This window comes from Streptomyces sp. NBC_00316 (genome assembly GCF_036158715.1).
GTDB lineage: Bacteria > Actinomycetota > Actinomycetes > Streptomycetales > Streptomycetaceae > Streptomyces.
On sequence record NZ_CP108023.1, the window covers coordinates 180,676 to 200,601 of the forward strand.

Annotated in this window: 20 protein-coding genes; 10 read left to right on the forward strand and 10 right to left on the reverse strand. The window is 68.1% G+C overall.

Translation table 11 applies throughout. The features are described 5' to 3' along the window. Positions 1–15: 15 nt before the first annotated feature. Positions 16–678 (reverse strand): DUF4097 family beta strand repeat-containing protein, encoded by a 663-nt coding sequence (locus OG878_RS00875; protein ID WP_328884928.1) that lies wholly within the window; start codon positions 676–678, stop codon positions 16–18. 252 nt (positions 679–930) lie between these two features. Between OG878_RS00875 and OG878_RS00880 the strand changes: the two genes are divergently transcribed. Continuing rightward, positions 931–1,686, forward strand: coding sequence for a helix-turn-helix domain-containing protein (locus OG878_RS00880; RefSeq protein ID WP_328891089.1), 756 nt, complete (start codon positions 931–933; stop codon positions 1,684–1,686). 312 nt (positions 1,687–1,998) lie between these two features. Then, on the forward strand, positions 1,999–2,571 hold the full coding sequence (locus OG878_RS00885; protein WP_328884929.1) for a GNAT family N-acetyltransferase: 573 nt from the start codon (positions 1,999–2,001) through the stop codon (positions 2,569–2,571). On the opposite strand, the gene OG878_RS00890 is transcribed toward OG878_RS00885, so the two are convergent. The 5 genes from OG878_RS00890 to OG878_RS00910 form a co-directional block, all read right to left on the reverse strand. Then, entirely contained in the window at positions 2,561–2,743 is a 183-nt protein-coding gene (locus OG878_RS00890) for a hypothetical protein (RefSeq protein ID WP_443049039.1), read from the reverse strand. The genes OG878_RS00885 and OG878_RS00890 overlap by 11 nt on opposite strands. A gap of 256 nt (positions 2,744–2,999) precedes the next feature. Next, positions 3,000–4,457: an NF041680 family putative transposase gene (locus OG878_RS00895; RefSeq protein ID WP_328884930.1), complete on the reverse strand. Its 1,458-nt coding sequence runs from the start codon at positions 4,455–4,457 to the stop codon at positions 3,000–3,002. 203 nt (positions 4,458–4,660) lie between these two features. Beyond that, positions 4,661–5,371 carry an NADPH-dependent F420 reductase gene (locus OG878_RS00900; protein WP_328884931.1) on the reverse strand — a complete coding sequence of 237 codons (711 nt, stop codon included), beginning with the start codon at positions 5,369–5,371 and terminating at the stop codon, positions 4,661–4,663. A gap of 23 nt (positions 5,372–5,394) precedes the next feature. Then, a complete protein-coding gene (locus OG878_RS00905) occupies positions 5,395–6,426 on the reverse strand; it encodes an LLM class flavin-dependent oxidoreductase (RefSeq protein WP_328884932.1) in 1,032 nt (343 codons plus the stop codon). Continuing rightward, positions 6,419–7,468, reverse strand: coding sequence for an LLM class flavin-dependent oxidoreductase (locus OG878_RS00910; RefSeq protein WP_328884933.1), 1,050 nt, complete (start codon positions 7,466–7,468; stop codon positions 6,419–6,421). The genes OG878_RS00905 and OG878_RS00910 overlap by 8 nt, the downstream gene beginning before the upstream one ends. Positions 7,469–8,087: 619 nt before the next feature. On the opposite strand from OG878_RS00910, the gene OG878_RS00915 reads away from it, so the two are divergent. Further along, positions 8,088–8,489 (forward strand): VOC family protein, encoded by a 402-nt coding sequence (locus OG878_RS00915; RefSeq protein ID WP_328884934.1) that lies wholly within the window; start codon positions 8,088–8,090, stop codon positions 8,487–8,489. Positions 8,490–8,541: 52 nt separating this feature from the next. Next, positions 8,542–8,997, forward strand: a complete 456-nt coding sequence (locus OG878_RS00920) for a VOC family protein (protein WP_328884935.1) — start codon at positions 8,542–8,544, stop codon at positions 8,995–8,997. A gap of 298 nt (positions 8,998–9,295) precedes the next feature. Here OG878_RS00920 and OG878_RS00930 read toward each other — a convergent pair whose 3' ends face one another. Both OG878_RS00930 and OG878_RS00935 read right to left on the reverse strand, forming a co-directional pair. Continuing rightward, a complete protein-coding gene (locus tag OG878_RS00930; RefSeq protein ID WP_328884936.1) occupies positions 9,296–9,823 on the reverse strand; it encodes a SixA phosphatase family protein in 528 nt (175 codons plus the stop codon). Beyond that, positions 9,820–10,626 carry a hypothetical protein gene (locus tag OG878_RS00935; protein ID WP_328884937.1) on the reverse strand — a complete coding sequence of 269 codons (807 nt, stop codon included), beginning with the start codon at positions 10,624–10,626 and terminating at the stop codon, positions 9,820–9,822. Before OG878_RS00935 ends, OG878_RS00930 begins: the two co-directional genes overlap by 4 nt. A 759-nt stretch (positions 10,627–11,385) precedes the next feature. Between OG878_RS00935 and OG878_RS00940 the strand changes: the two genes are divergently transcribed. Together OG878_RS00940 and OG878_RS00945 are read left to right on the forward strand one after the other, a co-directional pair. Further along, positions 11,386–12,339 carry a 5'-nucleotidase gene (locus OG878_RS00940; RefSeq protein WP_328884938.1) on the forward strand — a complete coding sequence of 318 codons (954 nt, stop codon included), beginning with the start codon at positions 11,386–11,388 and terminating at the stop codon, positions 12,337–12,339. A gap of 279 nt (positions 12,340–12,618) precedes the next feature. Beyond that, the gene (locus OG878_RS00945; RefSeq protein WP_328884939.1) at positions 12,619–13,347 is read left to right on the forward strand and encodes a type 1 glutamine amidotransferase; all 729 of its coding nucleotides are present in this window, start codon (positions 12,619–12,621) and stop codon (positions 13,345–13,347) included. Here OG878_RS00945 and OG878_RS00950 read toward each other — a convergent pair. Further along, the gene (locus tag OG878_RS00950) at positions 13,307–14,560 is read right to left on the reverse strand and encodes a benzoate/H(+) symporter BenE family transporter (protein ID WP_328884940.1); all 1,254 of its coding nucleotides are present in this window, start codon (positions 14,558–14,560) and stop codon (positions 13,307–13,309) included. The genes OG878_RS00945 and OG878_RS00950 overlap by 41 nt on opposite strands. A 141-nt stretch (positions 14,561–14,701) precedes the next feature. Between OG878_RS00950 and OG878_RS00955 the strand changes: the two genes are divergently transcribed. Beyond that, on the forward strand, positions 14,702–15,271 hold the full coding sequence (locus OG878_RS00955; RefSeq protein ID WP_328884941.1) for a helix-turn-helix domain-containing protein: 570 nt from the start codon (positions 14,702–14,704) through the stop codon (positions 15,269–15,271). A gap of 279 nt (positions 15,272–15,550) precedes the next feature. Continuing rightward, positions 15,551–16,141, forward strand: coding sequence for an SAM-dependent methyltransferase (locus OG878_RS00960; RefSeq protein WP_328884942.1), 591 nt, complete (start codon positions 15,551–15,553; stop codon positions 16,139–16,141). A gap of 216 nt (positions 16,142–16,357) precedes the next feature. Here the strand turns inward: OG878_RS00960 and OG878_RS00965 are convergent, their stop codons facing one another. Beyond that, a complete protein-coding gene (locus OG878_RS00965; protein WP_328891090.1) occupies positions 16,358–17,455 on the reverse strand; it encodes a MerR family transcriptional regulator in 1,098 nt (365 codons plus the stop codon). A 987-nt stretch (positions 17,456–18,442) separates the two neighbouring features. On the opposite strand from OG878_RS00965, the gene OG878_RS00970 reads away from it, so the two are divergent. Next, complete coding sequence (locus OG878_RS00970; RefSeq protein ID WP_328884943.1) at positions 18,443–18,601, forward strand: hypothetical protein; 159 nt, start codon at positions 18,443–18,445, stop codon at positions 18,599–18,601. A gap of 812 nt (positions 18,602–19,413) precedes the next feature. Then, positions 19,414–19,902, forward strand: a complete 489-nt coding sequence (locus OG878_RS00975; RefSeq protein WP_328891091.1) for a hypothetical protein — start codon at positions 19,414–19,416, stop codon at positions 19,900–19,902. The last annotated feature ends 24 nt before the right edge of the window (positions 19,903–19,926 follow it).

Here is a 19,926-nt window from a genome sequence, read left to right on the forward strand (position 1 = left end):
TCTGGAAGCTGCGGGTCAGAGACTGCGGGCGGTGATGTCGCCCTGGGAGGTGGCCGCGTGGATGCTCAGGCCGGCGGTGCCATCGTTCTTGAGGTCGTTACTGATGCGGCCGTACGTGGTGCCGGCGTCCAGGGAGGCCGAGACTCCGGCGGCGGCGGTGACCGAGATATCTCCGGACTGAGTGCGGAGCACGACCTTGCCGTGCACGGCCTCGGCAATCCGGATGTCACCCCTCGCGGTGCTGATCTCCGCAGGACCGTTGAGCCGGCCGACTTCGACGTCGCCGTCGACCGCGGTGAGGCGGATGCTCGCGGCCTCGTCGATCTTGATCTGGTGGTACGCGCCGTCAAAGGCGATGTCGCCGAGGCGGCCGACGGCCCGGAACTCGGCGCTGGCCGCCTTCGCCTCGATGCGGGAACCGGCGGGCAGTTGGATGGTCACCTCGATGGATCCGGAGGGACCGAGGTACTGGTTCGTCGCCGGGACCTCGATCCGCAGGACTCCGTCTGCATATGCGGTCGTGGTCTGCTCTGCTGCCTTCACGTCGCGGCTCTTCGAGGCGTTCGCGGGCCGGACCTCGACCGCAGTGTCGGCCCGGTCGGCGGCGATGATCTGAATGCGCCCCGCGGGGATGTCGAGGACGGCGGAGATCGGGGCGGGGCTGTCGAACTTCTGCATCACGCACTCCTTTGTCTGCAGCGCGCCCTCCGTCGGACCGCTGTTTCCGATGAAGGAAAAGCTACGTTGCGTTCACAGAAGCAGCAATAGCAATATTGCATGCGATCGGCATCATTGCAGGTAACGGGCAAGAATTTGTTGCAATGTCTCTGACGGATAATGCAACAGGCTCACACTTTTCGTTGCAACGTATTGAAGGTGAACGCTATGCTCAGGCGTCAAGGATCACCACGGGCCATGAAGGAGACCGCGATGCCAGGAGGCAGGCTCACCCAGAAGGACCGCCAGCAGATCGCGCTGGGGCTGGCCGACGGGCTCGCTTACGCGGAGATCGCCAGAGCTCTCGAACGGCCGACCTCGACGATCACGCGTGAGGTGATGCGCAACGGCGGCCCCACCGGCTACCGCGCGGACCTGGCTCACCGCGCCACGGAACGGCGAGCCCACCGGCGCAAGCCTGGCTCGTCCCGAGGGGTGGAGCCGCTCCCCCAGCCACACGGACGCGACGCCGAGGCCGTGCGTGAGTACGAGGAGCTGTTCACCACCGTCATGATGCAATCGGGCCTGTCCCAGATGATGTCGCGGGTGATGGTCTGCCTCCTCACCACCGATTCCGGCAGCCTGACGGCATCCGAACTCGTCCAGCGCCTTCAGGTAAGCCCGGCGACCATCTCCAAATCGATCACCTTCCTGGAGAGCCAGTCGCTCGTCCGCAGGGAACGCGATGAAGGTCGTCGCGAGCGCTACGTCATCGACGAAGACCTCTGGTACCAGTCGATGGTCGCCAGTGCCCGCTCCCTCATCCAGCAGGTCGAGATCTCACGGCAGGGCGTCAGCGTCCTCGGCCCCGGCACTCCGGCCGCCGTCCGCTTGGAAAACGTCGCCCGCTTCCTCGACTTCGTCGCCGAGAGCCTCACCCGCGCCGCGGAACAGGCCCGCGAGATCCTCTTCACGAAAGCCGAAACAGCCTCAGCCAGCACGGCCACGCCGAGTCCAGACCGCGGATAGACAGCCTCGGCCGCCACCACCGGGACATCGGCCGCCCTCGGGGAACACCCCAACCGCTGGTACGCCTTCAACCACACCAACAGCGCCGGCAGACCTGCATCGCTGCGGCGAACAACGACCTGCCGAGGCGCCAGGTTCGGGCAGGTCGCTGAGCAGGCGCACCTGAACAGAAGCTCGACACCGGGCTGGGTGGCTAGCTGGCTATGGGCGCATCGCATCATGTACTGCGCGGGATTTGAGTCCGACGAGCCGCCCGGGTTGCCGACGTAAAAGCCGTTGCAGGGGCTCTGTCAACATAGTAAGGATCCCGGGATGAAGAACAGTACGCTCGCCGACTTCGCTCACAAGCCGACTCTCACAGGTGAGAGGGTTGTGTTGCGCCCCTTCACAGAGGACGACGCAGCCGCCATCGCCGACGTCATCGAAGATCCTGAGGTGATCCGCTACACCTTCGAGCCTTCAACGGAGCTCACCTTGCAACGGCTGCGTGCCTGGTACGGATCGCGCAGTGAGCAGGCCGACCGCCTTGACCTCGCAGTAACAGACCGTGCCACGGGAGAAGTTGTTGGCGAGGTTGTCCTCTACGACTGGAATCCGGCCAACCAGAACTGCACCTTCCGGACCCTGGTCGGCCCTCGCGGGCGAGGCAGGGGTCTGGGCACTGAGGCTACTCGTCTCATCGTGGGGTACGGCTTCGAGCGCATTGGACTGCACAGAATCCAACTGGACGTGTACACCGACAACCACAGGGCCCGCCGGGTGTACGAGAAGGTGGGCTTCATTGCTGAGGGCGTGCGGCGGCAGGTCCAGTTGCGTGACGGGGTGTGGCGGGACGAACTGGTGATGTCGGTCCTCTCCCACGAGTGGAAAGCCATCAGGGACTGAGGTCTTCCTTCTCGGATCGGCGGGCGGACCAGATAAAGATGCCGGCGCGGTGGACGGTGGCGGCCTTCTCGTAGCGGCTGGCCAGACCGCGCCGGCTCTTCAAACGGTTGATGCAGCGTTCGACAGTGCTGCGCCGCTTGTACGCCTCACGGTCGAAGGCCTGTGGGGCCACCGTAAGCCGATCTGTTCGTCCGCACCGCCGTGGACCCGACAGTGTCTGCCCGCAGGGCGATGTCACCTGAGTCGGAGAACCTAAGGGCTGTCCCGTAATCCCTGGTGGATCAGCGCGCGGCGTCAGATGCGGTGCATCGCAAGGCGGAGGGGCGTCCTCATACTCGGTGTATTCGGGTGTTCCGGCAACGCGGCGAGGTGCCGTAGCTGTCGTCGTGCGCCCGCCAGGGATTACGGGACAGTCCTTAGCTTGATCTTTAACCTGTGCGGCGTGGACGTGGGGTCGTTGGCTTCTTCGTTCGTCGTTTTGCTGGGTCCGTTTTGCCAACTGTGTGCACGTCGTGGCGTGGGGTCGGCCGGGTGTTTTTGCGACCGGGCGGCCGTCCGGGGCCGGGGCGGGAGAATTTTGGTGCTCCGGCTGGACAGGCGGCCTTCGGGCGGAGGTGCCGGAAATCGCGGCGGACGCGGGCGGGGGTGAGTCTGTCGGGCGGGGTTGGTTTCTCCCACGGCCGTCGGAGGTCGGCTGCCAGTGGGCGGGCCAGACGTAGTTGGGTGAAGACTGCGAGGATCAGCCAGGTCCAGCGGTCGGCCGCTTCAGGGGTGCGGATCTTCGGGCAGGTCCAGCCCAGGGTCTGCTTGAACAGCCGGAAGGTGTGTTCGATGTCGAAGCGCCGCAGAAACGCCTGCCACAAACGATCGGCGTCGGCTGGGGTGGCGTCGGTGCCCGACCACCACAGCCAGACCGGCTTGGGTGTCGCGCCGCTGGGCAGGTGCTCGACCTGCAGGCGGATCACGGTGCCCTCGATCACCGGCAGGGTGCCGAGCTGGGCGGTCCAGGCGGAGCGGTGGGTCAGCCTTGGATGGAGGCGGTTCCAGGCCCGGGCGGTGGCGGTGCCATAGAGACGGGTCTGGGTCACCGTCTGCGCGTCGGGTGTGCCCCAGGTGGCCGGGTCACCGAAGACGAACTCGCCGCCGTGGCACGGCGGACGGCCCCGGACACCGGGCTCTCGGGACGGTGCTGTCCGGTGCAGGACGCGGTCCGAGCGCATCCGTCCCAGCACCTGCACCGGCAGGTCCTTCAGCAGGAAGGCCAGACGCGGCACCTCGTAGCCGGCGTCCACCACGATCAGGATGTCCGGGTCGCCGTCCTTCCACTGCCCGGCTGTGATGAGCCGTTCGACCAGTTCACGCATCTGCCCGGCGGTGACGGTGGCGGCATCGTCGCCCGGCTCCAGACGCAGTGCGTCCAGCGGTGCGGTCCAGGAAGTGCGTCCCGTCTCCAGCGCGCAGATCACTGAATAGGGCCAGCCGGGAACGGGAATGTGCTGGTCCTTGCCCCGGCCGTAGGTGTGGCACAGGATCCGCTGCGGTGAGGTGTGGGCGCTGGGCCGCAGCCAGCAGGTCAGATCGGCGGCCAGGACCAGCCGGCCGTCCGCCGCCCGGGGCAGCGGCACCGTGGCCAGGGCTCGTCTCAGCCGGGCGACATCGACCCGGCCCGCGGCCAGGGCGTCGTAGAGCCCGCCGTGCCCGCGCCGGTGTTCGCCGACCAGCGACAATTCGACCAGCGACCGGACCGGACCGTCTGCACACAGCACCGCGTCCGCGAGTTCGAACAATGCGTCCGCACGTCTGGTCAGACAGGAGCAGAACTCACCCCGGAAGTGTGACAGTTCCGCAAACGGATCCTGCCGGACGACGTGATGCAGCAGACTCATCCCCACGGCCTTCGTGCTGGGCGTTGTGTGTTCCTTGGTCGGATCACATGCTCAGCCGAAGGCCGCCTGCATGTACGGCAGTTACCACTCCGAGTGATCAAGTACGAGGAGTCGTTCGACCCTCGAGGTTAAAGATCAAGTTAGGTGACATGTCAACCGTGTGAGCGGTCGGAGGCGCCGGCGGCCGAGCACAGGGTCGACGGTCAGGCTGCTTGATCGTTCGGGGCCGAGGCGGCGGTTCTTGCGCTGATCACGGCCCGTCCGCGCTGCGACTCCGGGAAACGGATGAGCATCGCGCGCAACTCCTCGGCGCTGACGTCGGCACCGAAAGGCTCGGTGCCCGGTTCGAGCCGGACTCCTTCAGCGAGGGGACCTGCCATGACGGGGTCGAAGCCGAAAGCGGTGACGAGGCGCGCGACGGTGGCGAGGTCGTACGGGTCACCGGCGATCGCGATCGCCTTGCGTCCGGGCGTTCCCGCGGGCTGAGCTTCGTCCTCGAGATCGTGGTAGCCCATATGGTTGAACGCCTTGACCACCCGCGCTCCGGAAAGATACGCCTGCACGATCTCACTCGAGGAAGTGAGTGGGTCGGTGAGGTCGTCGCGGATGCCGTCGACCTCCCACCAGTAGTTCATGGCGTCGATGACGAGTTTGCCCCGCAGGGCCTCGGCCGGAATCGTGCGGTACTTGCCGAGCGGGAGCGCGAGGATGACGACATCTGCCTCCGCAGCGGCCGCCGCGGTGACCGGGACGGCGCCGGGGGTGAGGACTTCGATGGTGAGTGCGATCTTGGCGGGGTCGCCCGATCCGGCGATGAGCACCCGGTACCCGGCTGCCAGGGCCAGGCGCGCCAGCACGGTGCCGACCTTCCCGGCACCCAGGATGCCGACCGTGCGCACGGTGGTGGTGTGCATTTCTGCTCCGTTCATGGCGGGCGTCAGCCTGCGAGGATGTCGCGGACCATCGGGAGCACCTTGCTGCCGTACAGCTCGACTGCGCGCAGGCGGGCGCTGATCGGCTGTGCCCCCGCGGTGTAGATGAGGTCGAAGCGGCCGACTCCGAGCGCCTTGATGGCGTGGGCCATCTTGCGGGCGACCGTCTCGGGCGAGCCGATGTACAACGAGCCGTGCTTGATCTCGGCCTCGTACTCCTCCTTGCGGAGCGGCGGCCAGCCCCGCAGCGCGCCGATGCGGTCACGGATGACCTTGTAGTGCGGCCAGTGCAGCTCCCGGGCCTCCTCGTCCGTGTCGGCGATGAAGCCGGGCGAGTGCATTCCGACCGGGTGAGCGGTCGTGCCGAACGTGCCGGTGGCTCGCTGGTAGAGGTCGATGTAGGGCGCGAAGCGCTCCGGGCTGCCGCCGATGATGGCGATCATGAGAGGGAACCCGTACTGCGCGGTGCGGATGACCGACTGGGGTGAACCGCCGACACCGACCCAGGTGCTCAGGTGCCCGGACTCGGTCTTGGGGAAGACGTCAGCGCCTTCCAGCGGAGCCCGCTTGCTGCCGCTCCAGGTGACGGGCTTCTCCTCCAACAGCTTGGCGAAGAGCTCGATCTTCTCCTCGAACAGCGCGTCGTAGTCGGCGAGGTCGTATCCGAAGAGCGGGAACGACTCGGTGAAGGAGCCGCGCCCGAGGATGACCTCGGCCCGGCCGTTCGAGAGCGCGTCGACGGTCGAGAACCGCTGGAACACGCGGACCGGATCATCCGAGCTCAGCACCGTCACGCCGGACGAGAGGCGGATACGACTGGTACGTGTGGCAATGCCCGCGAGCACGGTCTCCGGAGTGGAGATCGCGAACTCCGGACGGTGGTGTTCACCGAGTGCGAGGACGTCGACGCCGGTCTGCTCCGCGAGGACGGCCTCATCGAGGACCTGCCGGATGGCTCGCGCGTCGGAGACCGGGGTGCCCAAGTCGTCCTCCGGTACATCGCCGAACGTGTCCAGACCGAAGGTGAGATCAGACATGGCTGGGCTCCTTCGCGAGCAGTTCCCTCACCCGGGGGGCGACTTCGCGGCCCAGCAGCTCGATCGTGCGGGCCCGGGCTTCGCGGGGGAGGTGCATGACGTCGTATTTGAGATCGAAACGGCTGAGGTGCAGATCGCGGGCCGTCGTGGCGATCTTGCGTGCGACGGTCTCTGGGGAGCCGACGAAGAGCGCGCCCGAGCCCATTTCCGACAGGTAGCGCTCGCGGGTCGGCTTGTAGAACCCGCGCACCTCCGCGAGGGCGGCGACGACCGGTTGCCAGTACTGCCACCAGGTCTCGACCGCCTCTTCGTCGCTGTCGGCGATGAGCCCCAGCGAGTGCTGGGCGACGGGTTGCCTGGTGTGCCCGAACTGTTCGAGCGTCCGATGGTAAAGCTCGACGTGGCCGGCGAAGCGCTGAGGGCGTCCACCGATCACGGCCAGCATGAGCGGCAGGCCGTAGCGGGCCGCGCGGACCACGGAGTTCGGGCTGCCGCCCACGCCGATCCAGGTGGGAATGCCACCGGGCGGCATCCGGGGACGCAGTTGCTGCTCGACGAGCGGCGGCCGGAACCGGCCCGACCAGGTCACCGTCTCCTCACGCTGGAGGCGCATGAACAGGTCGAGCTTCTCCTCGAACAGTTCTTCGTAGTCGGCGAGGTCGAAGCCGAACAGAGGGAACGACTCGGTGGCCGATGCCCGCCCCAGTACGAGCTGGGCTCGGCCGTTCGATGCGGCGTCCAGAGTGGAGAACTCCTGGTAGAGCCGCACGGGGTCGTTGGTGCTCAGTACGGTCACCGAGGTGCCCAGCCGGATGCGCTCGGTCGCGGTGGCGATCGCGGCGAGCAGGACGGGGGTGGCACTGTCGTTGTGGCCTGCGCGGTAGTGCTCGCCGACACTGAACGCGTCGATCCCCACGGCTTCGGCGAGCCGGGCCTCCTCGATCAACAGGCGAACGGTCTCGGCATCGCTCAGCGGCCGGTCGCCGTCGGTGGCCACCTCTCCGAACGAGTTCAGCCCCAATTCGAACGTTGTGGCCGTCATGGACTCCTCCTACTGGCACCCGGGACATCCGGTGTCACGCGGCAGCCGATTGATTGACGCGTCAATCATTAAACAATATGCTTGACGCGTCAATCAAAGTGGCAGGCCTCAGCGGGAGGGCGCGCGGGGTGTTCCCCACCGCAGATGATCCGCGGCTCCGGCCCTGGCACCCAGACATGCCGGGCCACGCCGTCCTCGACCCGGCACTCATCGTTCTCGGCGGCGGCCTGGCCGGCCACCCCGACCTCCTACCACCGCTGCGCAAGGCCCTCGCCGCCCTCGGCCCGCACGTTCCGGCCCTGGCGACCTCCACCCTGGGTACGGACGCGGTGCTGCGCGGCGCAGAGGCAGTGGCGGCGGGACGGGTGCGAGAGGAACTCTTCCGACGAATCACGGGGCCTGATACCCCAGCCATAGTTCGTGATCTTGTTGATCGGGGCTGGCCCGGGAACGGGTGCGGCCACCGGTGTCCACCCTGATTTTGGGCAGCGGGTGGTCACCTGCGAGCCGCAGCTTCCTTCCTGCGGTGCGTTCGCCAGTAGTCAGGAAGATCCCGGACTTGTCGGACGGGTGGCACGAGCCAATACCCTTAGCCCCGTCCGCACTATCTGAGAGAGGCATGACAAGTAGGTTCACTGAGTTGGCCGTTGACTGCCACGATCCGGAGAGCCTTGCGGCCTTCTGGCGCGAGGTCCTGGACTTCAAAGTGATCGACCGGAATGAGGTCAAGGTCGAGATCGGCTCCTGGGTACCGACCGTCGAGGATGTTCGGGCCCGCCAGATGTCGCCCACCCTGCTGTTCATCCGGGTGCCCGAGGCCAGGACCGTGAAGAACCGGCTTCACCTCGGCGTCAGCCCGATCGACGGCAGCACCGACGACGAGGTGACCAGACTGCTCGGCCTCGGCGCCACCAAGACTGATGCGGGTCAAGACCCAGACCGAAGCTGGGTGGTCATGGCCGACCCCGAGGGCAACGAGTTCTGCGTCCTGCGTACCCTGGCACCGCAGAGCACGCTTTAAGGCCTGTTGCGAAAGTGGATCGTCTGTCAGACCTCCCTGGGATGCTCCGAGCATGGAGATGACAGTGCAGCTGACGATCGACTGCTCCGATCCGCAGAGAATGGTGAGTTTCTGGGCCGAGGCCCTGAGCTACGTGCCTGAGCCTCCGCCGGGCGGGCACGCCACGTGGCGTGCTTACTGGGCAGCTGTGGGGGTGCCCGAGGAAGAATTGCCGGCCGGTGCCGGGGATGTTCCGGAGTCGATCATCGATCCCGCAGGACGTGGACCGAGAGTGTGGTTCCAGCAGGTTCCGGAGCCGAAGGTCGCCAAGAACCGGTGGCACTTCGACCTGAACATCGGTGGGGGCCGTGACGTTCCACTGGACGTCCGCACGCAGCGGGTCAAGGCTACGGTGGAACGGCTGGTCAAAGCTGGTGCCACCGTGCTGCGGATCAAGGATGAGCCGGGCACGGGGCTCTACGCTGCCGCCATGCAGGACCCCGAGGGCAACGAATTCGACGTCGTCTGAGGGCCGTTGCGACGGTGCTGGTCACAGCCACTCGTTCACGACTGCGACCAGCACCGTCGCCTCGTAGCGGACGGAGAGCTTGTCGTAGCCCGTGGCCACTGCCCTGTGCCTTTTAAGTCGGTTGATCCCGCACTCAACCGCATGGCGCTCGCGGTAATCCACCGCGTCGAAATGCGGCGGTCGGCCGCCACGGGAGCCGAGCTTCCTGCGGCCGCACCACCGCCACCACCCGGCGGGCCAACCCGGCACGGACCGTGTCCACCGGCCATACGCACCTCTGCACGTCGGCGCCGTGCCGTCATGGCTTCGCGCCGCGGGGCACGATCATCCCGGTCAGCCGGGCAGCACCCGGATCCAGGTCCGGCCACGGACCGGGCAGGCACAGCACGGCGATCGCGGACGTCGGGAACTTCGCACGCGTCCGCTCCAGGGCGGAGCCGTCCGCCTCACCGGCGAGCATCAGGACCAGGTCCTGCACGCCGGGGTTGTGCCCGACCAGCATCAGCGTCCGCACACGCGCCGGGATGTCCCGTACGACGCCGAGCAACTCCCCGGCGCTCGCCTGATAGACACGTGCGTCATGGATCACCGGCGTGATGGCGTCGAGCTCGTCCGAGACGAGGTCCCATGTCTGGCGAGTACGGCTGGCGGTCGAACACACGACGAGGTCGGGAACGCAGTCGGACTCGCGCAGCCAGCGGCCGGCCGCCGGGGCGTCACGACGGCCGCGCGGGGCGAGAGGCCGCTCGTGGTCGGGCACGTCGTCGGGCCAAGCGGATTTGGCATGCCGCAGCACGACGAGGCGTCGGGAGCCGCCCGAGGTCATGGTGTCACCTGGTACTGGTGGCCTACCTCGCGCGCGAGGTCCAACCCGAGGACGCGGTCGAGGTAGGCGAACGTCTCGAACTTCGCGCCGGCCGGCACGCTCGTGTCCCCCTCCACGCTGCGCAACATGTCCAGGAGGGCGGGCAAGTCGAGATTGTCGGCGAGCGCGGCATGAGCCTGTCGCAGTAGGTCGGCGGGGATCGGCCTGGATGGCTCCTGCGCCCAATCGGCCACCGATTGCCGCCAGTGCCGCAGCGTCCGCCGGGCCTCGACGAGCACGGCACCGGTGACCATGACCGGCGTGCGGTAGGCATGGCCGAGCAACAACATCCTGACAGCCAGCGGATCCGGTCCCTCTGGGACGGCCGCGTCCGGGGAGCCTGGGCCGCCCTCTTCCGGGGGTGCCGTGCCGACCTGGCCCACGTCGATCAGTACCCCGCCGACACTGTCCGGCTGCTCGGCACCGTGCGCGATCACGTGCACGTCGGCAGCGGCACTCGGTGCCTCACCCGGATCGTGAGCACGGACAGTGGCAGGCGGGTGGATGCCGAGTACAGCCATGACCCGGTCGAGCGCCTGAACCTGCTCCTGCGGCAGGTCCGGCGCGGTGAGCGCTGTGAGGCTCTGCAGGCCGCGCAGCTCGGCGGTGCGCGCCAGTACGTCGCCGAGCAGCAGCACACGCAGGTGCAACGCGCCGATCCCGTTGTCGATGGCCGGTAGATGGACGCAGATGCGCAGGAGGTGGCGGTGCGCGGAGGGAATCTCCACGAGGCGGCCGGTGTGGGCGTCGGCGATACGCAGCATGCTGCGGAGGCTAGTCGTGAAAACCTCCGGTACGCAGGAAGCCGGCAGATGAAGCCTCGGGACCGTGGAACCCCGGGTTCGGTCGGTGCGGCCTCATCGCAGCCGTTTGCGGCCGGACCTGGGGCGTCCGACGTCGAAAGGGGCGAGCCGGCCGGTACCGAGGAGCCGGTTCCGGCCACGTCGGAGAGCCAATGGACGCGCAAGAACGGCTGACGCGGTCCGACGCGTGCGCGGCGCTGCCAACCCGGCCGACGGCCACGCTCATAGGCTGCATGCCGCGTAGCCCGTTACGAGGACGGCCAGAGGCCACCCTGCGGGCGCACCCGTACCCGGACGCGGCGGTCGCCCGGTCGCCGTGACGGCCGGCCACGCCCACACAGCAGATCTGCTGCTCCCCGTCATCGACTTCGGCCAGCAGGAAGCGTTCACACCCACCCGCGTACACCCATGGTCAACCTCCCCTCTGATCACCTCGTGGTAAATCTTCGCCACGACGGCCGCAGCCGGCATCACGAGGAGCGTCAGGCGACAGTGACCGCAGGGCTTCCCGAGGTTCAGTGCAGATACACGACCGCACCGCAATAGCCGGGGCCACAGACGTGGCTATGGGGAAGTGGGTCGCCGCCCGAGGCACAGGCGCGCCCCCGTTCCCCACCGCCGGCCAAACCGACGAAAAACACCGGCGTCACAGCCCGCGAAGATAAAGTGGCCGCCACACTCGAGGGAGGTACTCCCTCCGGGATACGACAGGGAGGGACTGTGGCGCGCTACAGCCTCGAAAACCGGCTGGTCATCGGAATCGCCTCCAGTGCCCTTTTCGACCTGAAGGAATCAGATGCTGTTTTCCGGAAGAAGGGAGAGGAGAGCTACCGCCGTTATCAGCGGGCGAAACTCGACGAGACGTTGCAGCCGGGAGTCGCCTTCCCATTCATCCGCAGGCTCCTGTCGCTGAATGATCTGAACCCCGAAGGCGACCCCCTGGTCGAGGTCATCATTCTCTCCCGCAACGACCCCGATACTGGGCTTCGGGTCATGCGATCCATCAAGTCGCACGACCTGCCCATAACCCGCGCCATTTTCATGCAGGGGCGGTCGCCGTACAAGTTCATGCGCGCGCTGCGCATGTCGCTGTTTCTGTCCGCGGACAACGGCGACGTCCGCGAGGCCACCGACGCGGGGTTGCCGGCAGGCCGCGTCCTTGGCTCTGCCGTCGCCGACGATCCTGATGACAAGGACCTGCGCATCGCCTTCGACTTCGACGGGGTTCTCGCCAGTGATGCGTCGGAGCGCGTGTTCCAACAGGACGGCATAGAAGGCTTCCGCAGTCATGAGACCCTGAACGTTGCCACGCCGCACGACGCAGGTCCGCTACGGGAGTTCCTGCGAAAAGTGAACACGCTCCAGCGTCGAGAGGAAGAACGACGCAAGGAGGATCCGGACTACGCGATCCGCGTCCACGTGTCCATCGTCACGGCCCGCAATGCGCCCACGCACGAGCGGGCGGTCATGAGCCTGAACCAGTGGGGTGTCACGGTCAACGATGCCTTCTTCCTCGGCGGAATCGACAAGAGTTCGATCATGGAAGTGCTCAGGCCGCACATCTTCTTCGACGACCAGGACAGTCACCTTCAAGGCACGTCGCGGACGACGCCGAGTGTCCATATCCCGTTCGGGGTGGTGAACCAGGAGGCTCCGCAAACTGCCGCCGAGTAGCCTTCCCTGCGCGACTGTGTCTGCTGGCCGGGGCGGCGTCACCCCGGCGGCAGTGGGCACCCGGGCCAGGACACCTCCGTGTACGGACGCCTTCGCAGCGGCGCTCAGCGGGGCCGGGCAGCCGGTGAAGCGGGGCGCGGCGGCTGCGAGGTGGGACATGCCTCTCAGCGCAGGGCGGCCAACGGACCGTTGACGTCGCCCGTCGCACCTGATCTGCTGCCTTGATCAACGTAGAGATCAACGCAGCGAACGCAGATGCCGAACAGGGGAGCTGAGACGATGACGCCCTCGCACGCAACGGACCCGCCGACCGCCGTGGTCGTACAGAACACCAGGAGCGGCGGTCCCGGCCGGGTCGGGGCCTGGCTGCGCGAGGCGGGAATCGGCCTCGAAATGCTGCGTCCCTACGAGGGTGAGGCCCTGCCCCAGGCGCTCGACGGCAGGCCACTCCTCGTGCTCGGCGGCGGCTTCCTGCCGGACGACGACGAGCGCGCGCCCTGGCTCCCGGCAACCCGCCGCCTCGTCGCGCAGGCGCTGGACGACGGCACGCCCGTCCTCGGCATCTGCCTCGGTGGCCAGTTGCTCGCACAGGTCGCGGGCGGCAGCGTGCGGGCGCATCACGGGCAGCCCGAGTTCGGCAGCACACAGATCCGGCTGCGCCCCGAAGCCGCCGACGATCCGCTGCTGTACGGGCTCGGCGCGACGGTTCCCGCGATCGAGCGGCACGTCGACGCGATCACCGAACTCCCACCGGGTGCCTCCTGGTTGGCGTCCAGCACGGCCTGCCCCCACCAGGCGTTCCGGGTCGGGGCACGGGCCTGGGGCGTGCAGTTCCACCCGGAGGCCGAGGCCGGGCGGATCGCCGGTTGGGACCGGGAGCGGCTGGCCCGGCAGGGCTTCGACCGGGACCGGCTGCACACCGAGGCCGTGGCCGACGAGGGCGCGGCAGTCGCGGCGTGGTCGGTGTTCACGCGGAGGTTCGCTCAGGTGTGCGCGAGGCTGCCGTGACCGGCTGCGGGGCGGGCGCGGATGCGGCGGTTCGGCGCCGCCGTCCCACCGCCGCGATGACGCTGGTGAGCAGGCCCGCGAGCAGCCCCCAGAACGCGGACCCGATGCCGAGCAGCGTCACACCGGAGGCCGTGGCGAGGAAGGTGACGACGGCCGCCTCCCTGGACGCGGGGTCCGACAAGGCACTGGCCAGGGACGCCTCGATCGTGGCGAGCAGACCGACCCCGGCGACGGCCAGGACGAGCGCGTGAGGCATCGCGGTGAGCAGCGAGGCGACGGTCGCGCCGAGCAGGCCCACGCACAGGTAGAAGAAGCCCGCCCACACGGCCGCCAGGTAGCGCCGCTGCCGGTCGGGGTGGGCCCCGTCGCCGGTGCAGATCGCGGCGGTCATCGCCGCCAGATTGATACCGAACGCCCCGAACGGCGCGAGCACCGCCTGCACGGCACCCGTCCACGTCAGGACGGGCGAGACGGGCACCTCGTAGCCGGACCCGCGCAACACGGCGACCCCCGGCAGATTCTGCGAGGCCATGGTGACGACGAACAGCGGCACGCCGACGCTGATCAGCACCTTCCAGTCGAACTCGGGAGCCGTGAACACCGGCTGCGCGAGCGACAGTCGGACGCGTTCCAGGTGCCAGCCCCCGGTGAGAACGGAGGCGACGACGCCGCCGCCGAGCGCGATGAGGACCGCGTAGCGGGGCAGCAGCCGACGCGCAAGGAGATACAGCACGAACACCGGAAACGCGATCGCGAAACTGCCGCCCATCTGGGAGAAGAGCCCCGTCCCGAACTCGAGCAGCACACCGCCGAGCAGAGCCGATGCCAGCGGTACCGGGATCCGGCCCATGATCCGCGCGAACCATCCCGTCAGACCGCTCACCATGATCAGTGCGGCGCTGGACACGAACGCGCCCACGGCCTTCCCCATGGACACCCCGCTCAGGCTCGTGGCGAGGAGGGCGGCTCCCGGCGTCGACCAGGAGGTGACGATCGGGGCCTTGTACCGCAGCGACAGGCCCGCGCAGGTCACGGCGATCCCGACGCCGAGTGCCAGCATCCATGAAGAGACCTCCCGCGTGTCCGCCCCAGCGGCCCGCGCCGCGGTGAACACGAGGGCAGCGGCACTGGTCACGCCGACGGTGACCGCGATGAGCCCCGCCGCCACGGCCGAGGGCGGTGCTATGGCGCGTATGCGGGCGAGCGGGGACATGGGGGAATCACTTCCGAAAAGGGGTACGGGAGAGCAGGTTCCGAGCGTTCCGAACGGAGCGTTCTGTTTATGGAACACTAAGGACGCAGGTGGCGGCGCGTCAAAGTGCCGGTGGGCGCGGAAACGGACGGAACCGGGCGGATGGGTCTGAACGACGAGGTGGGACGCAGGGTGAAACGGCTGCGGCAGGACGGCGGCTTCTCTCTGTCGGAGCTCTCACGCCGCTCGGGCGTCGGCAAGGGCACGCTCTCGGAACTCGAGACGGGCCGGCGCAACCCCACGCTGGAAACGCTGTACGCCCTGACCACCGCGCTCGGCCGCCCGCTCAGCGCAGTCCTCGACGACCCGCCGCCCGGCGTCGCGGCGGGCGCGGGCGGAGTCTCCGGGAGCGCCGTCACCGCGGTCCTCCTGGAGCGGTACGAGGACGAGGGCGCGGCCACCGACGTCTTCCGCGTCACCATCGCCGAGGGCGCGACCCAGGAGTCAGCCGCGCATGTCCCGCACACCACGGAGAGCCTGATGGTGCTCTCCGGAACGGCGGTCGTCGGCCTGCTGGACGCGCCGCAGACGGCCGGGCCCGGCAGCCACGCCCACTGGCCGGCCGACGCCCCGCACTTCTACAGCGCACCGGACGGCGAGGTCCAGGGTGTCCTCTTCGTCCGGTACCCGAAGGGCGCGTCTTCGAAGGATGCTTCCTCGGAAGGGGCTTAGAGGTCCCGACAAAGGCGTCGGACGTGGCGCAGGGTGGTCAGGCAGACGGCCAGGCCGAGGAAGACACCTCACGCTACGAAGGTGGCAGGCTGCGGCAGCGTCCGGGTGCCGAGGGAAAGCCTCTTCCACCGCCTGGTCGAGGTCGTCCGCGGCGGTGCAGGCGACCTGTAGCCGGACCAACAGGACGAGCATCTGCTTGCCGAACGCGTCCTCCACGAGGGTGGGTTGGTGTGCCAGCCGTCGCGGAAGAACCGACGGAGTCGTTCGGCTTCGGCTTCGATGCCGCGTTGGCGGCCGGCTCGCTTCAGGGCGACTCGGGGCTGCGTGCGGGTCAGCCGCGCCCCTGTCCGAGAATTCCAATTTCCTCTGGGCACAACGCTGACCGAAGAGATAGAACCTTGCCATGCCAAGCTTCGAGGTCACACCGATAGGTACGGTCCGGAACAACCGAACGGACGTCCAGCACACGGACAACTAAGGGCTGTCCGCAGCACGATCACCATCGACGAGCGCTTCGGCGAGACGTGCCTGCAGGGTCTGGAGGGCTTCTCCCACGTGGAGGTTCTCTTCATCTTCGACCAGTTCCCGGAACACGACGACTACCGCGAGCCCCGCCCCTACCGCGGCCGCTCCGACCTCCCGCCCGTTGGTGTCTTCGCCGGCCGCGGCCCCCGCAGGCCGAACCGCATCGGTGTAACGTGCTGCGCCATCGAATCCGTCCACGGCCGCGAACTGACGGTGGTGGGCCTCGACGCGGTCTCGGGCACCCCGGTCATTGACCTGAAGCCGACGATGGCAGAGTTCAGCGCGGTCAATATCAAGCAGCCCGAGTGGGTCAGCCGCCTGATGTCGGAGTATTTCCAGCCGTAAACGGCCTCGTGACGCCTGGGCTACGTCGGTCTGCGAATCAGCCTCGCCGGAGCAGAGGACAAGTTTGCGCGGATCGACCAGCGGAGCTCGCAGGCGATCGACCTGGGTATGCCGGGTCGCGCCGCCGGTCGTGTCCACAGCGCCATGCCCGCTCAGCACCGCACATGACCGGCGGGCCGTCCAGGAGCCGCCATGACGTTGACCCTGCAACGTGGTTCAAGCTACGAGCAGACGGAGGCCGAGATCTGCAGCGTCGAGGTCGGCGAGGTCGCTGTTGCGCTCGGCCCACCGGCCGGAGTCGAGGTCGTCGCTGAGGCTTCGTACCGCCCGCTGCTCGGCCTCCGGTCCGACCCTCGTCCACACCGACATCGCACGGCGCACGTGATCCTCCAGATACGCCCCCGGTCGGCGCCAGTACGCCTCGAACAGGCCGTCAGCGCAGTCCCACGGAATGGGCACCGGCTCAGCGCGGGCGCCGATCGCGTCGGTCATCCCAGCAAGCGAGGGAAACTCTGCGAGGATGCCGGTGAACTCGTGCAGGTAGTCACGGGTAAGCCAGAACCGGTCCTGCCATCCGGGCTCGTCGGTGTCGAACGTGAGCACCACCACGCGGCGGGCCACGCGCCGCATCTCGCGCAGCCCTGCTATCGGGTCCCCCCAGTGGTGAACGGTGGAGACGGCCATCGCGACGTCGAAGGACTGGTCCTCGAACGGCAGGCTCTCCGCGGCGGCGGCCACGCACGGCGCCGAGCCGGCAGGCCGCTGCCCCCGCATGACCGCCGATGGCTCCACTGCGGTCACGTAGCGATCAGCCGGCTCGTAGGAGCCGGTGCCGGCCCCGACGTTCAGCACCGTCCGCGCGTCCCCGAGCGCGCCCCAGATCTGCGCGGCGATCCGCGGATCGGTACGCCGTGTCGCGGTGTAAGCGCCGCCGATCGCGTCGTACAGCCGTGCACCGAGCATCTCCAATTGCTCCTCCGGTGTCACCTTCAGTCCCTTCGCCCGTGCCTCAAGTTCCCTGTCGATGGCCGCCACCATGGCGTCAGCGCGATCACGCCGCTCCAGCAGCAGGCCGCGCAGTCGGCGCAGGTGAGCGACGGCGTCGGAGGTCGGGTCGCCGACCAGTTCCGCAACCTCCCGCAGCCCGAAGCCCAACCGCCGATAGGCCAGCACCTCCCGCAGCCGCTCCACGTCGCCCGGCGAATAGGCCCGGTACCCGGCCGCGGTCCGCGCCGACGGCCGAACAAGCCTGATCTCGTCATAGTGATGCAGCGTGCGGACACTCACGCCGGCCAGCTCGGCCACATGTCCCACGGTCCAGTGATCCTCCACGGCACCGACTATGCAGCCTGACGCCACGTGAGGGTCAAGAGCCTCACTCACGGCAACAAGAGACGAACGCGAAGCAGCGGTCCGAGGCGGCTCCTGCGAGCCAGAGCGATGGCCTGGTTCAGAGAAGCAGGCATATTCACCGACAAGGGGTGCCACAGGGGCGTCCGCCAGAACCGAACTCGACCTTGCGGCGGCGGAAGTGCTCCTCGACTCGGTCCAGTCCTGCGTGGCGGCGTCCCGGTATTCGTCCGACTCACTGACCGGGCAGGTCACCCGCCACGCGCGAGCGCCCACGGCTACGAGCTCGGGCGGACGGCAGAATTGTCCGCCCGAGCAGCTTTGAACTCACCGCCGGATCACCCCCTGTCCTCAGCTCCGGGGCTTGCCAATACTTCATCGATGGTCATGTGTCGACACACCCCAGTGGCGAGGTCCACAAGGACCGGCAGGTTCCCCAGGAGCCACTCGTTTTCGGGCCCTCGTCCAAGAAGGCCCGGGAGTTGTAGGGAACGACTGCGTGGCCGTCCTCGACGTAGGCATGCTCCTGCACGAGCCCCATCTTCTCGGAGTCCCCCTTCGCCCTCCCGCACCAAGGACGTAGCGGCGGCGTCCAGTGCTTCCGTCATTGACAGCACGTCAGTCCGTCCTCATGAGGTAGTACTCTCCCCAAAGATCGGCAAGTGCCGTGGTGCTCTTGTCGAGGCCGAACGAGCCCACGTCCTGCTGTCCGCCGCTCCCGGTGATGAGGTCGAGTTCTGGGCCCTGACCTGTGGCCCGCCTGCGGCCTGCGAGTACTCCCGCACAACCAAGGTCCATGAGACCCAGGACGATCACGGGCCGCAGCCGAGCAGTGCGCCCTCGCCGCCACCGCCGCCCAGCCGGAACCTATGCCCGGATCGTCGCTCTCGACCTGGTCGCAGGCGCCGAGATGCACCTCAAGCGCGGCAGCATGGAGCAGGCGTGCGCCACATGGCACGGGCGATTGACCACGTGCCCGGCGTCCGTTCCATGCGCACCCGCAAGGCGGTCAGCCGCATGAAGGGCGACCTCGCCCGCTTCCGGGCCCGCGGCCTGCGGTGCGCTGCCGAACTCGACGAACGCGCCCGCGGCTTCCTCGCCGGCAACTGATTCAGGCGTCGTCTCGAAGCGGCGCCCGCGTGTACCGGCTTACGACCGGCTCCAGGAAGACATCGAGCCGTCGCCACCCGATACCACAAGCGCGGCTACGTCTACCTCGGAACCGCAACCGCCGCAGCCCTCATTATCCGGCTCCGCGCATGATCGACCCGGCAGCGGCTACTCGGCGGAGTGCGGGCCCGTCTTGCCCGTGAACGGGAAGAGTGGATAGCCCTCCACACACTGGCCCCCGGGTGGGTGGTACGGCCAACCCATCCCAAACCGATACAGCAAAGTCAGTGCGACGACAACCGCGAGCGGTGCGAGCCACATGGCTGCCCGCCCGCCCCGAAGAGGCCACCTCCGCAGTGCGAGTTGGAGCAGAAGCAGCAGCAGAGTCATGCAGAGCCACACGACAGGCAGCATCATCTGCAGCCCAATGTTGTTGCTGGCGTCGTTCCCGAGTGGGCAACTCGCCCACGACCGAATGGTCCACACTGTGCCGCCATACACACCGAAGGCGGAGAGGGCGGGAGCCAGCAAGTACCAGCCGCACCCCGGCGCAGAAGCGGGCGCCCCACCTTCCATCCTCGGGACGTGCATCCCTGTGCCCCCCCTGAAGACCGCGCCGCAGAGTGACCGAGCAAGCGGACTGACCGACATCCCCCGAGGCGACCGAGCTACTTCACCCACACTGACCAAAGAAGGATCAATTCGGTTCCCACTTGAGCCGCCTTACCGTGATCGGCCGGACAGATCCTGGTTGGCCGGGTGCGGAGCGAGGAACGGGCTGAGGCGTACGGCAGAATCACGCTGTGACGTTCATGGGGGTCCTGGCCGAGCTGGAAGCCGGCATGGCAGAGCTGTCCACGCCAATGCGGGTGTATGTGGCAGCCGGGCGGTTCACCGAGCCGGAACCCGGCCTGCCAGAGCTGGCAGTCCGGATCCGCACGCTGTTGGCCGCGATCGCGGCGGACGATGCCTGGCGGCGCTTCCTGCCCGGGTACGCCCCACCGTCCGTCGCGGAGATCTGCGCCGCTCTGGAAGCGGTGGAGACGCACGGAGCCGCATCCTTCCTGGCCCGGGTCGCGGCCGTCGATCTGGTCTGGCCGAGCTACCGGCACCTGCCCGTCGAGACTGCCGAGCGCGCGGCGACCCGGGTGGTGTCCCTGCTCGGACCGGCGGCCAGATGGTGGACCAACCACGACGCCGGATGCGGCGCAGTGAATGGACTCACCCCACTGTTCGACAGTCTGCTCGCAGGGACGGATGGTGAGCACTTCACGCTGGCCCTGCAGATCGCCGACGACTGAGCGCCCCGCCTCACAGGAGTGATC